Origin of the sequence: Celeribacter litoreus (assembly GCF_020165855.1) — a bacterium.
Taxonomy (GTDB): domain Bacteria; phylum Pseudomonadota; class Alphaproteobacteria; order Rhodobacterales; family Rhodobacteraceae; genus Celeribacter; species Celeribacter litoreus.
The window spans coordinates 731243-746403 of sequence record NZ_JAIUFY010000005.1 but is presented as its reverse complement, the minus strand read 5'-3'; the positions used below and the strand labels follow the sequence as shown (position 1 = coordinate 746403).

General features: G+C 59.1%; 15 protein-coding genes and 1 tRNA gene. 4 read left to right on the top strand and 12 right to left on the bottom strand.

Annotated elements, in window-relative coordinates:
• Nucleotides 1-20 precede the first annotated feature (20 nt).
• The gene (locus LA304_RS05680) at nt 21-524 is read right to left on the bottom strand and encodes a GNAT family N-acetyltransferase (protein ID WP_224502143.1); all 504 of its coding nucleotides are present in this window, start codon (nt 522-524) and stop codon (nt 21-23) included.
• The gene (locus LA304_RS05675; RefSeq protein WP_224502142.1) at nt 521-1153 is read right to left on the bottom strand and encodes a VOC family protein; all 633 of its coding nucleotides are present in this window, start codon (nt 1151-1153) and stop codon (nt 521-523) included. The genes LA304_RS05680 and LA304_RS05675 overlap by 4 nt, the downstream gene beginning before the upstream one ends.
• A 91-nt stretch (nt 1154-1244) precedes the next feature.
• On the opposite strand from LA304_RS05675, the gene nhaA reads away from it, so the two are divergent.
• Nucleotides 1245-2477 (top strand): Na+/H+ antiporter NhaA, encoded by a 1233-nt coding sequence (gene nhaA / locus LA304_RS05670; protein ID WP_224502141.1) that lies wholly within the window; start codon nt 1245-1247, stop codon nt 2475-2477.
• Between the two features lie 84 nt (nt 2478-2561).
• Here the strand turns inward: nhaA and scpA are convergent, their stop codons facing one another.
• Nucleotides 2562-4685 carry a methylmalonyl-CoA mutase gene (gene scpA / locus LA304_RS05665; protein ID WP_224502140.1) on the bottom strand — a complete coding sequence of 708 codons (2124 nt, stop codon included), beginning with the start codon at nt 4683-4685 and terminating at the stop codon, nt 2562-2564.
• A gap of 107 nt (nt 4686-4792) precedes the next feature.
• On the opposite strand from scpA, the gene LA304_RS05660 reads away from it, so the two are divergent.
• Nucleotides 4793-5227 (top strand): DUF4174 domain-containing protein, encoded by a 435-nt coding sequence (locus LA304_RS05660; protein WP_224502139.1) that lies wholly within the window; start codon nt 4793-4795, stop codon nt 5225-5227.
• A gap of 132 nt (nt 5228-5359) precedes the next feature.
• On the opposite strand, the gene LA304_RS05655 is transcribed toward LA304_RS05660, so the two are convergent.
• The 7 genes from LA304_RS05655 to LA304_RS05625 all read right to left on the bottom strand — a co-directional run bounded on the left by LA304_RS05655 (nt 5360) and on the right by LA304_RS05625 (nt 11207).
• Nucleotides 5360-7357 carry an acetyl-CoA carboxylase biotin carboxylase subunit gene (locus tag LA304_RS05655; protein ID WP_224502138.1) on the bottom strand — a complete coding sequence of 666 codons (1998 nt, stop codon included), beginning with the start codon at nt 7355-7357 and terminating at the stop codon, nt 5360-5362.
• A gap of 160 nt (nt 7358-7517) precedes the next feature.
• Nucleotides 7518-7718, bottom strand: a complete 201-nt coding sequence (locus LA304_RS05650) for a hypothetical protein (protein WP_224502137.1) — start codon at nt 7716-7718, stop codon at nt 7518-7520.
• A gap of 325 nt (nt 7719-8043) precedes the next feature.
• On the bottom strand, nt 8044-8478 hold the full coding sequence (locus LA304_RS05645; protein WP_396022173.1) for a hypothetical protein: 435 nt from the start codon (nt 8476-8478) through the stop codon (nt 8044-8046).
• Nucleotides 8478-8885, bottom strand: a complete 408-nt coding sequence (locus LA304_RS05640) for a RidA family protein (protein WP_224502136.1) — start codon at nt 8883-8885, stop codon at nt 8478-8480. Before LA304_RS05640 ends, LA304_RS05645 begins: the two co-directional genes overlap by 1 nt.
• Nucleotide 8886: 1 nt before the next feature.
• A complete protein-coding gene (locus LA304_RS05635; protein ID WP_224502135.1) occupies nt 8887-9300 on the bottom strand; it encodes a DUF6497 family protein in 414 nt (137 codons plus the stop codon).
• Nucleotides 9297-9659 carry a hypothetical protein gene (locus LA304_RS05630; protein ID WP_224502134.1) on the bottom strand — a complete coding sequence of 121 codons (363 nt, stop codon included), beginning with the start codon at nt 9657-9659 and terminating at the stop codon, nt 9297-9299. Before LA304_RS05630 ends, LA304_RS05635 begins: the two co-directional genes overlap by 4 nt.
• Before the next feature lie 15 nt (nt 9660-9674).
• The gene (locus tag LA304_RS05625; RefSeq protein ID WP_224502133.1) at nt 9675-11207 is read right to left on the bottom strand and encodes an acyl-CoA carboxylase subunit beta; all 1533 of its coding nucleotides are present in this window, start codon (nt 11205-11207) and stop codon (nt 9675-9677) included.
• Between the two features lie 231 nt (nt 11208-11438).
• On the opposite strand from LA304_RS05625, the gene LA304_RS05620 reads away from it, so the two are divergent.
• Together LA304_RS05620 and LA304_RS05615 are read left to right on the top strand one after the other, a co-directional pair.
• A complete protein-coding gene (locus tag LA304_RS05620; RefSeq protein ID WP_224502132.1) occupies nt 11439-12659 on the top strand; it encodes a multidrug effflux MFS transporter in 1221 nt (406 codons plus the stop codon).
• A 78-nt stretch (nt 12660-12737) separates the two neighbouring features.
• Entirely contained in the window at nt 12738-14135 is a 1398-nt protein-coding gene (locus LA304_RS05615; RefSeq protein ID WP_224502131.1) for a helix-turn-helix domain-containing protein, read from the top strand.
• Between the two features lie 4 nt (nt 14136-14139).
• Here the strand turns inward: LA304_RS05615 and LA304_RS05610 are convergent, their stop codons facing one another.
• Nucleotides 14140-14973, bottom strand: coding sequence for a DMT family transporter (locus tag LA304_RS05610; RefSeq protein ID WP_224502130.1), 834 nt, complete (start codon nt 14971-14973; stop codon nt 14140-14142).
• A 111-nt stretch (nt 14974-15084) separates the two neighbouring features.
• Nucleotides 15085-15161 (bottom strand) — tRNA-Asp (locus LA304_RS05605).

Here is a 15161-nt window from a genome sequence, read left to right as displayed (position 1 = left end):
CGCAGTTTCCGACAATTGCGTTACAGCATCTTCTGCATGAACAGAACGTCGAGCCAACGGTCGAATTTGAACCCGGCTTGCGGAATGCGCCCCGCCTCTTTGTAGCCAAGCGCCTTATGGAACGCGATGGAGGCCACATTGTCGGCGTCGATCGCGCCAATCATCGAATGATGTCCGGCTTCCCGCGCGTGCTCCTCAATTGTAAGCATCAGAATACGCCCGAGGCCGTGCCCCTGCGACGCATCCGAGAGGTAAACGGAATGCTCCATTGTAAACCGGTAGCCGTTGTTTCCGGGCCGGAATTGATCATAGGTCGCATAGCCAACGACCTCCCCCGCCAGCTCAGCCACATAGAACCCCCGACCGCGCGACAGGCGGTCTTCCACCATTGCCGCCCATGCCTCCTCACTTCGCTCTTCTGACGAAAACGAGGCGGTAGACCCCGCGATCACGGGGGCCATAATGGCTTTCAGAGCGGCTGCGTCGGACGTGCGTGCGTCTCGCAAAAATGTTTTCTCTGTCATGCGATCCAAATCTCCCCCGATGGTGTGCCAATCTCGGCCATCAGACCCGGCGCGTCTGCCTGAACGATACGAACGGTCTCCATCGCCGCCACAAACGGAGACAAGGCGTCGCGAAGCCCATCCGCGTCCGGATGGGAGATTTTCAACCGTCGGAAGGTCAGACCCTGATCCGAAAGCGCTGGCGCAGGATGATCGGAATGCCACTCGATCAATGCCGGAAAACAGTTATCGAATGGCAGCACACCGGTCTCCGGCACAATCATCCGCCACGCATAATCTCCCCGACGGAACGACATGATCCGTCCTATTCCTGCCGGAGCAAATTCCAGAGCTTCTTCCAAATCCGGACAGGAAACGACCCAATTCGTCAGTCGCGCAACACCCCCGAAATTGTCCAGATCGAACCACCTCGGATACACTGGGCGCGGCGCCGCCGGATCAGGCGCAATCACTTCGAGATAGGATGCGTCCCCATCCGAGCCACGCATCCCAACGAGACGGTTTTCCGTCGCCATGTCCTCATGCTTGCCAACTGGGCCGAATTCTATATCCAACAGCCCTTCGATCGCGTCGCGCCCTTGCTCGAGATCGCCTGCGGAAACCACCAAATGGTCAATCCGATAGGTCATTCATCTTGTCCTTATTGAAACGCGCCGGAAAATCCCCATCTCCATATGACGCACCTTTATATCAACTTTTAGGAAAGAACAGAAAAAGACAATGCTCCTACGCAAATTGGAACAGTTCTTCGACAGTGAGATCTCCGGCGGCATCGTCCTCATGGTGGCCGCCGTCGCTGCCATGTTCGTGGCCAATTCCTCGCTTTACCCGTACTACGATGGCGCGTTGTCCTCGTATTTCTCCGTGAAAATCAATGACACAGGCCTCGCCAAGCCATTGATTCTCTGGATCAACGACGGCCTGATGGCTGTCTTCTTCCTCCTCGTGGGCCTTGAGCTCAAACACGAGTTGATGGAAGGCAAACTCAAAAACCCGCGCGACGTCATCCTGCCAGGCATGGCAGCTGTCGGCGGCATGGTCATGCCTGCCGTGGTTTATTTCGCCCTGAACATCTCCTCGCCTGAAACGCACTCCGGCTGGGCTATTCCTGCGGCGACCGACATTGCCTTCGCGCTCGGCATTCTTGCGCTCGTGGGCGACCGTGTTCCGTCCTCTCTTAAGGTCTTTCTGCTGACGCTTGCGATCCTCGACGACCTCGGGGCCATCCTGATCATCGCTTTCTTCTACACGGCAGAACTGCATCTGGATTACCTGTTCCTTGCGGCTATCCCGCTCCTGATCATGTATTTCCTGAACCGCGCAGGCATCCACCGGATCGCTCCGATCATCCTTCTTGGCACCGTCCTCTGGGTTCTCGTCCTGAAATCTGGTGTCCACGCGACCCTCGCAGGCGTGATCACAGCCTTCTTCATCCCGATGAAGGACAAGTGGGGCAAATCCCCGCTGCACGCGCTTGAGCACGCCCTCTCGCCGTATGTGTTCTTCATGATCGTCCCGATCTTCGCGTTTGCGAACGCGGGCGTGGTTCTCTCCGGCGTCACCCTCGGTGATGTGTTCTCCCCGCTGCCGCTCGGCATCGCACTCGGCCTGATCCTCGGCAAACAGATCGGCGTTTTCGGGATGACCTGGCTTCTGGTCAAATTCGGCGTCGCAAAGAAACCGTTCGGGGCCACCTGGCTTCACATCTACGGCGTCGCGGCTCTCGCAGGTATCGGCTTCACGATGTCGCTCTTCATCGGTGGCCTGTCCTTTGAGGACGCGTTCTACATGAACGAAGTTCGCATCGGCGTGCTCTCCGGCTCCGTGATCTCTGCGATCATCGGCTTCACGGTGCTCAAACTGGCGCCGTCCGCCGAAAAGATGCCGGTCAAAACCGCGAAGGAAGAAGATGCCAAAATCCTTCCTGACGCGGAACCGGTAAAGAATAGCTAAATCTAGGACACTAGAAAAACGAAAGGGCCGGAGGCAGATCGCTTCCGGCCCTTCTTCTTGGCAAAAATACTCAAAAACCCTGCGTTACTCGGTCGAAATCAGATCGAGGATCTGGCGCGCCGCTGCCGGAATATTGGTACCCGGACCGAAGATCGCCTTCACGCCGGCGCCATAGAGGAAGTCGTAGTCCTGCTGCGGAATCACGCCGCCACAGATCACGATGATGTCCTCGGCGCCCTGCTCTTTCAGCGCTTCGATCAGCTTCGGTGCGAGGGTCTTGTGACCAGCAGCCTGCGACGAAATACCAACGATATGCACGTCGTTGTCGATCGCATCCTGCGCGGCCTCTTCCGGCGTCTGGAAGAGCGGACCAACATCCACGTCGAACCCAATGTCGGCAAAGGCCGTCGCGATAACCTTCGCCCCGCGGTCGTGACCGTCTTGACCCATCTTCACCACAAGCATCCGCGGACGGCGGCCCGCTTTCTCGGCAAAGGTTTCAACGTCTTTCTGGATTTGGGCGAAGCCCTCATCACCCTCATAGGCTGCGCCATAGACACCCGCGAGCGTTTTGACCTCCGCGCGGTGACGCCCGAATGCTTTCTCCATCGCCATCGAAATTTCTCCCACGGTTGCACGGGCACGGGCGGCTTCGACCGCCAGCGCGAGGAGGTTGCCCTCACCGGATTGCGCCGCAGCCTCAAGCGCGCCAAGCGTCTCTTCGACTTTGGCGGCATCACGAGAGGCTTTGATCTTGTTGATCCGAGCGACCTGAGATTCCCGCACGGCCACGTTATCCACATCGAGAATGTCGATCGGGTCTTCTTTGTCCTTGCGGTACTTGTTCACACCGACGATCACTTCGTCGCCACGGTCGATATTCGCCTGACGTTTCGCAGCGGTTTCCTCGATGCGGAGCTTCGGCATGCCGGAGTTGACGGCCTTGGTCATGCCGCCCATCTCCTCGATCTCTTCCATGAGTTCCCAAGCCTTGTCGGCGAGCTCTTTGGTGAGGCTCTCGACGTAGTAGGAACCAGCGAGCGGATCGACCACGTTCGTGATCCCCGTCTCTTCCTGCAGGATGAGCTGGGTGTTACGGGCGATGCGGGCCGAGAATTCGGTCGGCAGTGCAATCGCTTCGTCAAGTGCGTTGGTGTGAAGGGACTGCGTGCCGCCCAGTGCCGCAGACATGGCTTCGTATGCGGTGCGGATCACGTTGTTGTACGGGTCCTGCTCCTGCAGGGACACACCGGACGTCTGGCAGTGGGTCCGCAGCATTTTGGATTTCTCGAGCTTCGGCTCGAACTCTTCCATCACGCGGGTCCACAGGTAACGCGCGGCGCGCAGCTTCGCGGCCTCCATGAAGAAGTTCATCCCAATCGCGAAGAAGAAGGACAGACGGCCCGCGAACTTATCGACGTCCATGCCCGCCTTGATCGCGGTGCGAACGTATTCGCGCCCGTCTGCGAGGGTGAAGGCAAGCTCTTGCACGAGGTTCGCACCCGCTTCCTGCATGTGGTAGCCGGAGATCGAGATGGAGTTGAACTTCGGCATCTCGTTCGACGTGTACTCAATGATGTCCGCGATGATCTTCATCGAGGGTTCCGGCGGATAGATATAGGTGTTGCGCACCATGAACTCTTTCAGAATGTCGTTCTGAATGGTCCCGGCGAGAACGGATTTGTCATGCCCCTGCTCTTCGCCCACCACGATGAAGTTGGCGAGCACGGGGATCACGGCGCCGTTCATGGTCATGGAGACGGACACTTTGTCGAGCGGGATGCCGTCGAACAGGATTTTCATGTCCTCAACGGAGTCGATGGCCACACCGGCCTTACCGACATCACCAACCACACGCGGGTGGTCCGAGTCATAACCACGGTGCGTCGCGAGGTCGAATGCGACCGACACACCCTGCTGACCGGCGGCCAGAGCCTTGCGGTAGAAGGCGTTGGATTCTTCAGCAGTGGAGAAGCCTGCATATTGGCGAATGGTCCATGGACGGCCCGCATACATCGTCGCCTTCACACCACGCGTGAACGGGGCGAGACCGGGGGTATTGCCGAGGTGCTCCATCCCGTCGAGATCGTCCTCCGCGTAGAGCGGTTTGACTTTGATCCCCTCAAGCGTGTCCCACTCGAGCGCCTCGAGCGGCTTGCCTCTGAGCTCCTTCGTGGCGATCTCTTCCCACTTTTTCCTGTCCGTCATGGTAGGACTCCTCTCCTTGGCGTGCCCATTTGCCCCACTTGGTGGACGGGCTTTGTCTTGGTTTGGTCCTCCCTGTCCCCTATATGTAGAGATAGTTGGGAGGTCCGATGAAACTCACTCAAATTCTAGCACTTACCGCGCTTTTTATGGCCCCGCTGGCTCCTGCAGTCGCGCAGGATAGCGAGATTGTCTTTGCGCAAGAGGCGGGCGAAGCCACGCTCTCTGATTTCAAATGGACGGCGCGTGTCCTGATGGTCTTCGCGGACACGCCACTCGACCCGAATTTCCGCGAACAGATGCTGCTCCTCGCAGACCGTCCCGACGCATTGATCGAACGCGACGTGGTGGTCCTCACCGACACCGATCCGGATGCGCGCAACCCGATCCGCTTGGAATTGCGGCCGCGTGGCTTTGCCCTCGTCATCGTGGACAAGGACAGCCGCGTCATGCTCCGCAAACCGTCGCCATGGGACGTGCGCGAGATCACCCGCGCCATCGACAAGACACCGCTGCGCCAGCAGGAAATCGAAAGCGGGCTGTAATCCGCCATCTTCGTAGGCGTGAGATCGGGCCAACGCGCCTCAGAGCACGAACCGGAGCATCCTGAAGCGGATGCCCCTGCACTCGTGCCTCGTATCGAGGCTTTCTCTGCTAGCCCGACCAAGGTCATGCGATCACTCGAATTCCATGATCACTTCGTCAACGGCGAGGCTGTCACCCGGCGCCGCATTGATCTTGGACACGATACCCTTGCGCTCTGCGCGCAGGATGTTTTCCATTTTCATCGCTTCAACGGTGCAGAGCGCCTGCCCTTCCTGAACCTCATCACCTTCTTCCACGTTGACCTTCACGATCAGACCCGGCATCGGGCACAGAAGCAGCTTCGATGTATCCGGCGGAAGTTTTTCGATCATGTATTGGGAAAGCTCGGCGGCTCGCGGGCTACGGACGTAGACCTTCATATCCGCGCCACGGGTCCGCATCCGGAAACCACCCGGGATCTTACCGACCTTGAGCGTCAGGGAGCCACCCGTCATACCGATGACAGCGAGGCTGTCGCCCGGCGTCCAGTCGCTCTCACAACGGATGGATTTGTCGCCGATGAGGACGGTGGATCCGTCCTTATCCGCTTCAACGGTCACAGGGAAATTATGCGCGCCGATCTGAACGACCCATTCGGAGCCCACGGTGCGCTCATGGTTGTCCATACGCCCCGACACGCGGGTGCGGCGGATTTCGGCAACGCGGTACATCGCGGCAGCGGCAGCGGCGACACGCTCCAAATCAGCTTCTGGCAGTTCAACGCCTGCAAACCCTTCGGGGTATTCCTCTTCGATGAAGGCAGTGGTGATGTTACCCGAGACGAAACGCGGGTGATCCATCACGGCGGACAGGAACGGCAGGTTGTGACCGATGCCCTCGACTTCGAATGCATCGAGCGCGTTGCGCATGTTCTCAATCGCGGACTCGCGGGTTTTGCCCCATGTGCAAAGCTTTGCGATCATCGGGTCGTAATACATCGAGATCTCGCCACCCTCGTAGACACCCGTATCGTTGCGCACGATGTCATCCTCGGTAACGATTTCTTCCGGCGGACGGTATTTCGTCAGGCGACCAATGGACGGCAGGAAGTTCCGATACGGGTCTTCCGCGTAGAGGCGCGACTCGATGGCCCAACCGTTGATGCCCACATCGTCCTGAGTTATGGAAAGCGGCTCACCGTTGGCGACACGGATCATTTGCTCCACGAGGTCGATGCCGGTGATCAGCTCGGTCACAGGGTGCTCCACCTGCAGACGGGTGTTCATTTCGAGGAAGTAGAAGTTCTTGTCCCCATCTACGATGAATTCGACAGTGCCTGCCGAGGTATAGTCCACGGCTTTTGCCAATGCGACAGCCTGTTCGCCCATGGCTTTACGGGTCTCGGCATCGAGGAACGGCGACGGGGCCTCTTCGATGACTTTCTGGTTGCGGCGCTGGATGGAGCACTCACGCTCGTTTAGCCAGATGCCGTTGCCATGCGCATCGCAGAGAACCTGAATTTCGATGTGACGCGGCTGCGTGACAAATTTCTCGATGAAGATACGGTCATCGCCAAAGGAGCTTGCAGCCTCGTTTTTGGAGGACTGAAAGCCTTCGCGGGCCTCTTCGTCGTTCCATGCAATCCGCATGCCCTTACCGCCGCCACCAGCGGAGGCCTTGATCATCACCGGATAGCCGATCTCGTTGGAAATTTTGACGGCTTCGTCGGCATCCTCGATCAGCCCCATGTAACCGGGAACAGTGTTCACGCCGGCCTCTTTGGCGAGCTTTTTGGACGTAATCTTATCGCCCATGGCCTCAATCGCACCTTTCGGCGGGCCTACAAAGGCGACGCCCTCGGCGGCCAGCGCCTCGGCGAATTTGGAGTTCTCGGAGAGAAAGCCATAACCCGGGTGCACAGCCTGCGCGCCAGTCTGACGGATGGCGTCCATCACCTTGTCGATGACGATGTAGGACTGGTTCGCCGGCGGCGGGCCGATGTGCACCGCTTCGTCGGCCATTTTCACATGCAGAGCGTTCCGGTCGGCATCGGAGTAGATGGCGACAGTTTTAATCCCCATCTTCTGAGCCGTCTTCATCACCCGGCAGGCAATCTCGCCTCGGTTCGCAATCAGGATCTTGTCGAACATGTCCTGTCCTCTCCCTTTTTAAGTCAGTCCCGCGCGGACGCCTGCCCGCACTCGGTTCGTCAGTTTCAAACACGAAAAAGCTCCCCGCGCGCGGTCGCACGGAGAGCTTTCAACAACAGTCTCGGAACGGCGCGCGAGGCGACCGTTCAGACGATCAGTATCAGTTACAGATGCCTGCGTCGTCGCAGTAGGTGCCAGCGAGGGCCCCGAGTGCTGCACCCGCAACGCCGTTTTCGTCGAGGGCATCCGCGACGATTGCACCAGCGGCTGCACCTGCGAGCGCACGTTCACCATCGGTTTGCAGACACGCGGTGAGCGCGCTTGTGGCGACGAGGGCGAGAAGAAGGATAGATTTACGCATTGGACTGCTCTTGCTTTCAGTTGAACTGAGCCAAGATTATCCCACTTGTTCAAAGCGGCATAGCCAAAACGACGATCGCAGCGACGATCGGCGGAACCGTGCGCATCCTTCGCGTAAAAAGAGCGGCGAGACCCGAACTGGGTACGAGAGGGCCTCGCCGAAGGGGAAGGGTAACGGTTTTCAGAACCGGCCGGAGCAACAATATCGACCAGCCTGTCTGCAACATGGAAGCTCTCCGCCATGCCCTCAAGGCATATGGCATTCTGACCGCCCTCCTCGGCGGCAGATTGCGCAAGCGCACTTATGCCAAGCGGAAAGCCGCGCATCAGTCGTCATACCCTTCGTTGTCGCCGTTCCACATCGCATCCCAGTCGGGCATTTCCTCTTCGCCCTCGGGCTCCGCGAACACCTCTGGGAACGAGGCCATGGCCTTCTTCAGGTCGATTTTGAGAAGCGCCTCATAGGACGTCGGATCAAACTCGTCAGGGTCGGCGGGCACAACTTCGCGGCCGAACAGCCAGGAGAGGCGTCCTGCATCGAGATTACCGCGCTCGAATTCTTCTTCACCGAAATAGGTCCAAAGCGCCGACATGAAGGCGACATCTGCCCGCTTGTCGACGGATTTACGGTCCTTGTAGCGTTCCAACCCCTTCAACGGCGTCACACCTTTAGGGTTCGCACGGCGAATGGTGAACTGGAAATCAGTCCCCGGCAGTCGCCCCGGAAACCCTTTGTGTTTTGTCATATAATCGCGTGCCATCAGCTCTCTTCCTCATTAGGTCTGCGGGCGATCAGGTCGATCTCGACCAATGCCCCGACGGCCAACGCGGTCACGCCCACTGTGGTGCGCGCCGGAAGCCTGTCAGAGGGGAAGTAGCTTTTGTATGTCTCATTGAACAGGGCATAGTCGCGTTCGAATTCCGTGAGAAAACAGCGGCATTGCACGATGTGCTCGGCTCCGAGGCCCAATTCGCCAATGATGAGCAGGAGATTGTCCATCACGCGGCGGGTCTGTGCCTCGATCCCTTCCGGCAGAGGCGCGTCAGGCGCGGCCGGATCAGTGGGCATCTGACCCGTCAGAATGACCCAGCCATCATCCTCGACCGCGTGCGAAAACGGGGCGACGGGGCGCGGACCGTTGGAGAACATGTGAAACTTTGGTGCCATTTTAAAATGCCTCCCATGCACAACCGGTGTCCTCGGGGCGATAGGCCTCGAATACCTGTGTGACCTCTGGTGCACTCTCTCCAAAAGGAACCTCTTCGGAGGACAGTGAAATGATGACCATCGACGGGCGCGGATTTGCCAGACGTGGCAGGGCATAATCGTTGCACAGGGCTGCGAGATCGGCCTCGACCTCCTCATAGGGCAACCGCGTCAGATAGGCTGGCAGCTCCGGTGCAAGAAACCGGAACCGCGCGGTCAGCCCCATGGCCGGACGGTCCATAATGCTCTCGAAGAATTCGACCGGCTGGCCAGACGGCACCACCAATTCCTGCGCCTCAATCGGGGTCAATTCCGCAGACGCCGCGAGCGCCATACAAACGGTGAGAGCCGCGACGGCGGACACTTTGGCAATCATGGCTCTCTCCTCTTGATCTGGCTGTGACGCGTCCAGCGCGCACGGTGGTTCGGGTTGTCGAGCACGCCGCGCAGTCGCGTCGTCGCATCCTCTTTCGGGTATGGACCGGCAATCGCGCCGCCGGCCGTAATCTCGATATCCGCCCCCACTTCGGACACACGCACCACCGGTGCAAATCCTCTGAGGGTCTGAAGCGCGCGCCACATGTCCTGCCGGACCTGTCGTGCGAGACGTTCTTTGTGGAGCCCCGCACCGCCGGGAATCACGGTCGACACCGAGAGGTCGAACCGAGCCGGAAGCTGGCGCGCCAATGTCAGCGCGCCGTCTTCCTTCAAGATATGCCAGCGATCACGCGCCATACGCTCATCCGCAGTTTAGAGCGGAATGTTGTCGTGTTTTTTCCACGGGTTCGACAACTTCTTGTTACGCAGCGCCGCAAAGGCCCGCGAAACACGACGGCGGGTGGAGCGCGGCTGAATCACTTCGTCGATAAACCCGCGTTCTGCGGCCACGAAGGGGTTAGCAAAGCGGTCTTCGTAGTTTTTCGTATGCGCTGCAATCTTGTCCGGATCACCCAAATCGGCACGATGGATGATTTCGGTGGCGCCTTTGGCCCCCATCACAGCAATCTCCGCAGACGGCCACGCGTAGTTGAAGTCACCACGCAGGTGTTTGGACGACATCACGTCATAAGCACCACCATAGGCTTTGCGCGTGATGACAGTCACTTTCGGGACGGTCGCTTCGCCATACGCAAAGAGAAGTTTCGCACCGTGCTTAATCACGCCACCGTATTCTTGCGAAGTGCCCGGAAGGAAGCCCGGAACATCGACCAGTGTCAGCACAGGAATTTCGAAGCAGTCGCAGAAACGCACGAAACGGGCCGCTTTCTTGGAGCTATCGATATCGAGACAGCCCGCGAGAACCATCGGCTGGTTCGCGACAACACCTACGGTTTGACCTTCGAGGCGGATGAAGCCAGTGATGATGTTTTTCGCGTGGTCTGCCTGAATTTCGTAGAAGTCGCCCTCATCGCCAATCGTATGGATCACTTCCTTCATGTCATAAGGCGTGTTCGGATTGTCCGGGATGATCGTATCGAGCGCTTCGTCGATGCGGTCGACCTCATCAAAGAACGGGCGCACCGGCGGCTTTTCGCGGTTGTTGAGCGGCAGGAAGTCGACAAGACGACGCACCTCAACGAGCGCCTCGATGTCATTCTCGAACGCACCGTCCGCAACGGACGATTTCTTGGTGTGGGTCGACGCACCACCGAGTTCCTCTGCGGTCACGACTTCGTTCGTTACGGTCTTCACAACATCAGGGCCGGTCACGAACATATAGGACGTGTCTTTCACCATGAAGATGAAGTCGGTCATGGCCGGCGAATACACTGCACCGCCAGCACACGGCCCCATGATCACGGAGATCTGCGGAATGACGCCCGAGGCCTCAATGTTGCGCTGGAACACTTCTGCGTAGCCCGCGAGACTGTCGACACCTTCCTGAATACGTGCACCGCCCGAGTCGTTCAGACCGATGACCGGCGCACCGTTCTGGACAGCCATATCCATGATCTTGCAGATTTTCTGAGCGTGCGTTTCGGACAAGGAGCCGCCGAACACTGTGAAATCCTGAGAGAAGACATAGACCATACGACCATTGATCGTGCCCCAACCTGTAATGACACCATCTCCGTAGAATTTGGTGTCTTCCATGCCGAACTCGGTGCAGCGGTGAGTCTTGAACATGTCGAACTCTTCAAAGCTGCCTTCGTCCAAGAGCAACTCTACACGCTCACGCGCCGTCAGCTTGCCCTTGGCATGCTGGCTGTCGATGCGACGCTGTCCACCACCCAGGCGGGCCTCATCGCGGCGATCGTGAAGTTCTTTAATAATGTCTTTCACGGGTTTGCCTCCTCGTCATTTCGCGGACACCATACGAGAGAGCAATAATCTTTCAAAGAAGAGTCTGGCAGATTTGCAAATCATGCAAATGACCCCTCCAGCTAACTGCAAATGTGCAAATTAACGCAGATCAATTCGCACTGCATTCCTGCATAAAACTGTCAGGAGACCTGTGCGCAAACGTGCTCGCAGAGCGATAGACAGGCGCAAATCGCACACTATTGTAGCGCCATGTTGCAAAATTCGAATAGCCGCTTTCTCGACAGGACGACGCCTCCGCACCTCCTGACCCTCGTCCTCATGGCCGGGGTCGCTGCGATGACGATGAATGTCTTCCTCCCCGCCCTGCCTGAAATGACGGAACATTTCGGGACGGAATACCGTGTGATGCAACTGTCTGTCGCGATTTTTCTCGCGGTGAACGCGGGACTGCAACTCGTGATTGGCCCGCTTTCCGACAAATACGGCCGCCGTCCGGTGCTGATCGTGGGTATCCTCATCTTCCTCGCAGCAACGGTTGGAGCGATCTACGCACCATCGGCCGAGATGTTCCTTTTGATGCGCGCCGCTCAGGCGGGGGTCGTGACCGCCATGGTTCTGTCGCGCGCAATCGTCCGCGACATTGTTCCTGGCGAAGAAGCCGCTCAGATGATCGCCTATGTGACGATGGGGATGTCCCTCGTCCCCATGGTTGCCCCAACGGTTGGTGGCGTGCTCACGAGCCATTTCGGCTGGCAGAGCTCTTTCTGGCTCCTCTTCTTTGTGGGCGTCGGGCTCCTATTGATCGTCTATTTTGACGCCGGAGAGACCGCGCCGCGCACCGGCGGTTCCATGAAGGACACACTCAAGGGCTTCCCCGACCTCCTCAGATCCCAGCGCTTTCTCGGTTACGCGATCTCCGCCGCCACAGCATCCGGCGCATATTTCGCCTTCCTTGGAGGCGCTCCCTTCCTCGGCTCGAACGTGTTCGGCCTGACCGAGAGCCAGCTTGGCTTCTACATGGCTGCGCCCGCTGTCGGCTACTTTTTCGGAAACTTTATCGCAGGCCGCCTGTCCACCCGGCTCGGCATGAACGCAATGATTTTTATTGGCGCTGCGATCTGCTGCGCGGGCGTCCTCGCGTCGCTGATCCTATTCCTAATCGACCGCGCCTCTCCGGAAACCTTCTTCTTCTTCATCACGCTCCTAGGCCTCGGAAACGGCCTACAACTGCCGAACTCGATCGCAGGCTCGCTCTCCGTGCGTCCACACCTCGCAGGGACTGCGGCGGGCCTCGGCGGCGCAATGTATATTGGCGGTGGTGCATTCCTGTCTGCCTTCTCCGGCTCCGTCCTGACCGAGGAAGGCGGCGCAACGCCGCTCCTTGTGATCATGTTCTGCGCGTCCTTCGCGTCCATCCTCGCCGCAATTTGGGTTGTAAAGCGGGAACGCGCGCTCGCGATGCAAGGCTAACCCGCACCGCATTCCCCTCTGGACAGAGAGACTTTGCAATGGCAAATCTTGCTTTGCAAAACCGAGGGAGCGGCACTCATGACCCAGCAGAAACTCTATGCAGGCGCGAAACTGCGTGAGACGCGGACGCGGCTTGGCCTGACGCAACGGGCCTTTGCCGAAAAGCTCGGCGTCTCCTTGCCCTACCTGAACCAGATGGAGAACAACAACCGCCCCGTTTCAACGGGCGTTGTTCTCGGGCTTGCGCAGGAATTCGGGTTTGACGTCACGGAACTGAGTTCAGGTGACGCAGAGCGGATGGTCACGGACATGCGCGAGGCACTGGCCGATCCCGTCTTTAATGATGGCGCGCCGCCGCTCGCAGATTTGCGCCTCGCAGCTTCTAATGCGCCCGCGCTCGCCCGCGCCTTCCTCGAACTCCATCGCGCCTACCGCCAGACCACGGAGCGTCTCGCCTCGATGGACGAGGCTCTCGATCGCGAGAACAGCCCGGCGCGCCCCTCTCCATGGGAAGAGGTTCGCGACTTTTTCCACTACTGCGACAACTATATCGACGCTGTGGACCGTGCAGCCGAAAATTTCGCGAGACCCCATGGCGAGATGCGCGATGTCGAAAAGGCCGCTATTGCGGAGCTGGAGGCACGTGGCCTGAGCATCCGTGAGGGGACCGAAGGCCTTCGCCGCTTTGAACCGTCGACTGGAGTTCTCACGATTTCATCCCGCGCCTCCGGCCCGACGCGGCGGTTCCAACTCTTGCATCAACTCGCGCTCGTGACGCAGGGCAAATTGCTCGATGCAACACTCGACCTCGCCCGTTTTCAAAGTGAAGAAGCCCGCCAGATCGCCCGCATAGGCATGGCAAACTATTTCGCAGGCGCCGCGCTCCTCCCGTACACGCCATTCCTGCATGCTGCGCAGGAATGCCGTCACGACCTCGAAGTCCTCGCGGAACAATTCGGCGCCTCGATCGAACAGGTCGCGCATCGCCTCTCCACGATGCAGCGCCCCGGCGCGAAGGGCATCCCCTTCTATTTCGTGCGCGTCGATCAGGCGGGCACCATCACCAAACGCCACTCTGCCACACGCCTGCAATTCGCCCGCTACGGCGGCGCATGCCCCCTCTGGAACGTGCACCAGGCCTTTGAGCGCCCGGGCCACTTCCTGCGCCAACTGGCGGAGACACCGGACGGTGTGCGCTACCTGTCGATCTCGCGCGACGTTTCCAAGCCCGGCGGCTCGTTCCACGCGCCTGTGCGCCGCTACGCCATCGGCCTAGGGTGTGAGGTGACACATGCATCGGAACTCGTCTACGCAGACGATCTGGACGTAACCAAGCCCGCAGCTTTTGAACCGATCGGGATTTCTTGCCGCATTTGTGAACGCCGTGATTGCCATCAGCGCTCCATCCCGCCATTAGAGCGTCGCCTGAGCATCGATCCCAACAGCCGAGGCACGCTGCCCTACCGGATCGAGTGAGGCGCTATTTCCGCCCTGTGAGGAAGATACCGCCGAGGATCAACACCGATGCACCGAGAAGGCGGAGACTGAGCCCCTCGCCCAGAAAGAGCACGCCACCCACAGCCGTGATGAGCGGCACAGAGAGTTGCGCACTGGCCGCGAGGGGCACGGAGATCGACGGCAGCAGTCGATACCAGAGCATGTAGCCGAGCGCCGAGGTGATCGCGCCGGACGCAATAGCCAAAGCCCAGCCAGCAGACGTCAATTCGATGGGAAGAAAGAGCAGGAGCGCGAGCGCCAATGGCGTTGTGCCAACAAAGTTGCGCAGCGTGCGACCAGACGGATCACCGCCTCCCTGCCCCCACAAGCTATAGAGCCCCCACGATACACCGGCGGCAGCCATCAAGAGGGCTGCGCCGAGTGGTGGAGCAGACAGACCTGGCAGCAACAGCCAACTCAACCCCACAAAAGCCAAGAGCATGCCGAGCCCACCCATCATCGAGAGGCGATGCCCACGCATCTGCGCAACCCCGATCATGGTGATCTGAACCAAGGCAAAGAGGATCAGCGCGCCCGTAGCCGCAGAAATGGCACGATAGGCGAGCGAGAAGCAAAGCGCATAAGCAAAGAGCGCGAGGACGGAGGGAACATCAGAACGACGCGGCACCACCTGCGAGCGACTAAACACCGCAAGTAACACGAGCATCCCCGCGCCCGAAACCAAGCGAACCGCTGCAAAGCTCGCACCCGCATTCATCGGATCAACCAAGGCTGCGCGGGTTAGAACGGAATTACCTGCAAAAGCCACGAGCGTCACAGCGAGAAGAAGATAAGGGGTCGGTCGCGTCTGGGTCATGCCCCACGCTGCGCCGAAAGCAGCAGGTCAGGCAAGCAGGACTTCGTGGCAAACGCGCAAAATGACAGCCCGCTCGCGGGTTTGTCATCTAGAGGCGATGTTTTTGAAAAGTGGCGCGGTTGACGGGGCTCGAACCCGCGACCCCCGGCGTGACAGGCCGGTACTCTAACCAACTGAGCTACAACCGC

Excerpts from the sequence above, each read along its gene's own strand:
- LA304_RS05660 (WP_224502139.1), top strand. The coding sequence starts at position 4,793 with ATGAAACTCACTCAAATTCTAGCACTTACCGCGCTTTTTATGGCCCCG.
- LA304_RS05610 (WP_224502130.1), bottom strand. The coding sequence starts at position 14,973 with ATGACCCAGACGCGACCGACCCCTTATCTTCTTCTCGCTGTGACGCTC.
- LA304_RS05620 (WP_224502132.1), top strand. The coding sequence starts at position 11,439 with ATGTTGCAAAATTCGAATAGCCGCTTTCTCGACAGGACGACGCCTCCG.
- LA304_RS05675 (WP_224502142.1), bottom strand. The coding sequence starts at position 1,153 with ATGACCTATCGGATTGACCATTTGGTGGTTTCCGCAGGCGATCTCGAG.
- nhaA (WP_224502141.1), top strand. The coding sequence starts at position 1,245 with ATGCTCCTACGCAAATTGGAACAGTTCTTCGACAGTGAGATCTCCGGC.
- LA304_RS05645 (WP_396022173.1), bottom strand. The coding sequence starts at position 8,478 with ATGGCACGCGATTATATGACAAAACACAAAGGGTTTCCGGGGCGACTG.
- LA304_RS05615 (WP_224502131.1), top strand. The coding sequence starts at position 12,738 with ATGACCCAGCAGAAACTCTATGCAGGCGCGAAACTGCGTGAGACGCGG.
- LA304_RS05640 (WP_224502136.1), bottom strand. The coding sequence starts at position 8,885 with ATGGCACCAAAGTTTCACATGTTCTCCAACGGTCCGCGCCCCGTCGCC.
- LA304_RS05680 (WP_224502143.1), bottom strand. The coding sequence starts at position 524 with ATGACAGAGAAAACATTTTTGCGAGACGCACGCACGTCCGACGCAGCC.
- scpA (WP_224502140.1), bottom strand. The coding sequence starts at position 4,685 with ATGACGGACAGGAAAAAGTGGGAAGAGATCGCCACGAAGGAGCTCAGA.
- LA304_RS05650 (WP_224502137.1), bottom strand. The coding sequence starts at position 7,718 with ATGCGTAAATCTATCCTTCTTCTCGCCCTCGTCGCCACAAGCGCGCTC.
- LA304_RS05655 (WP_224502138.1), bottom strand. The coding sequence starts at position 7,357 with ATGTTCGACAAGATCCTGATTGCGAACCGAGGCGAGATTGCCTGCCGG.
- LA304_RS05635 (WP_224502135.1), bottom strand. The coding sequence starts at position 9,300 with ATGATTGCCAAAGTGTCCGCCGTCGCGGCTCTCACCGTTTGTATGGCG.
- LA304_RS05630 (WP_224502134.1), bottom strand. The coding sequence starts at position 9,659 with ATGGCGCGTGATCGCTGGCATATCTTGAAGGAAGACGGCGCGCTGACA.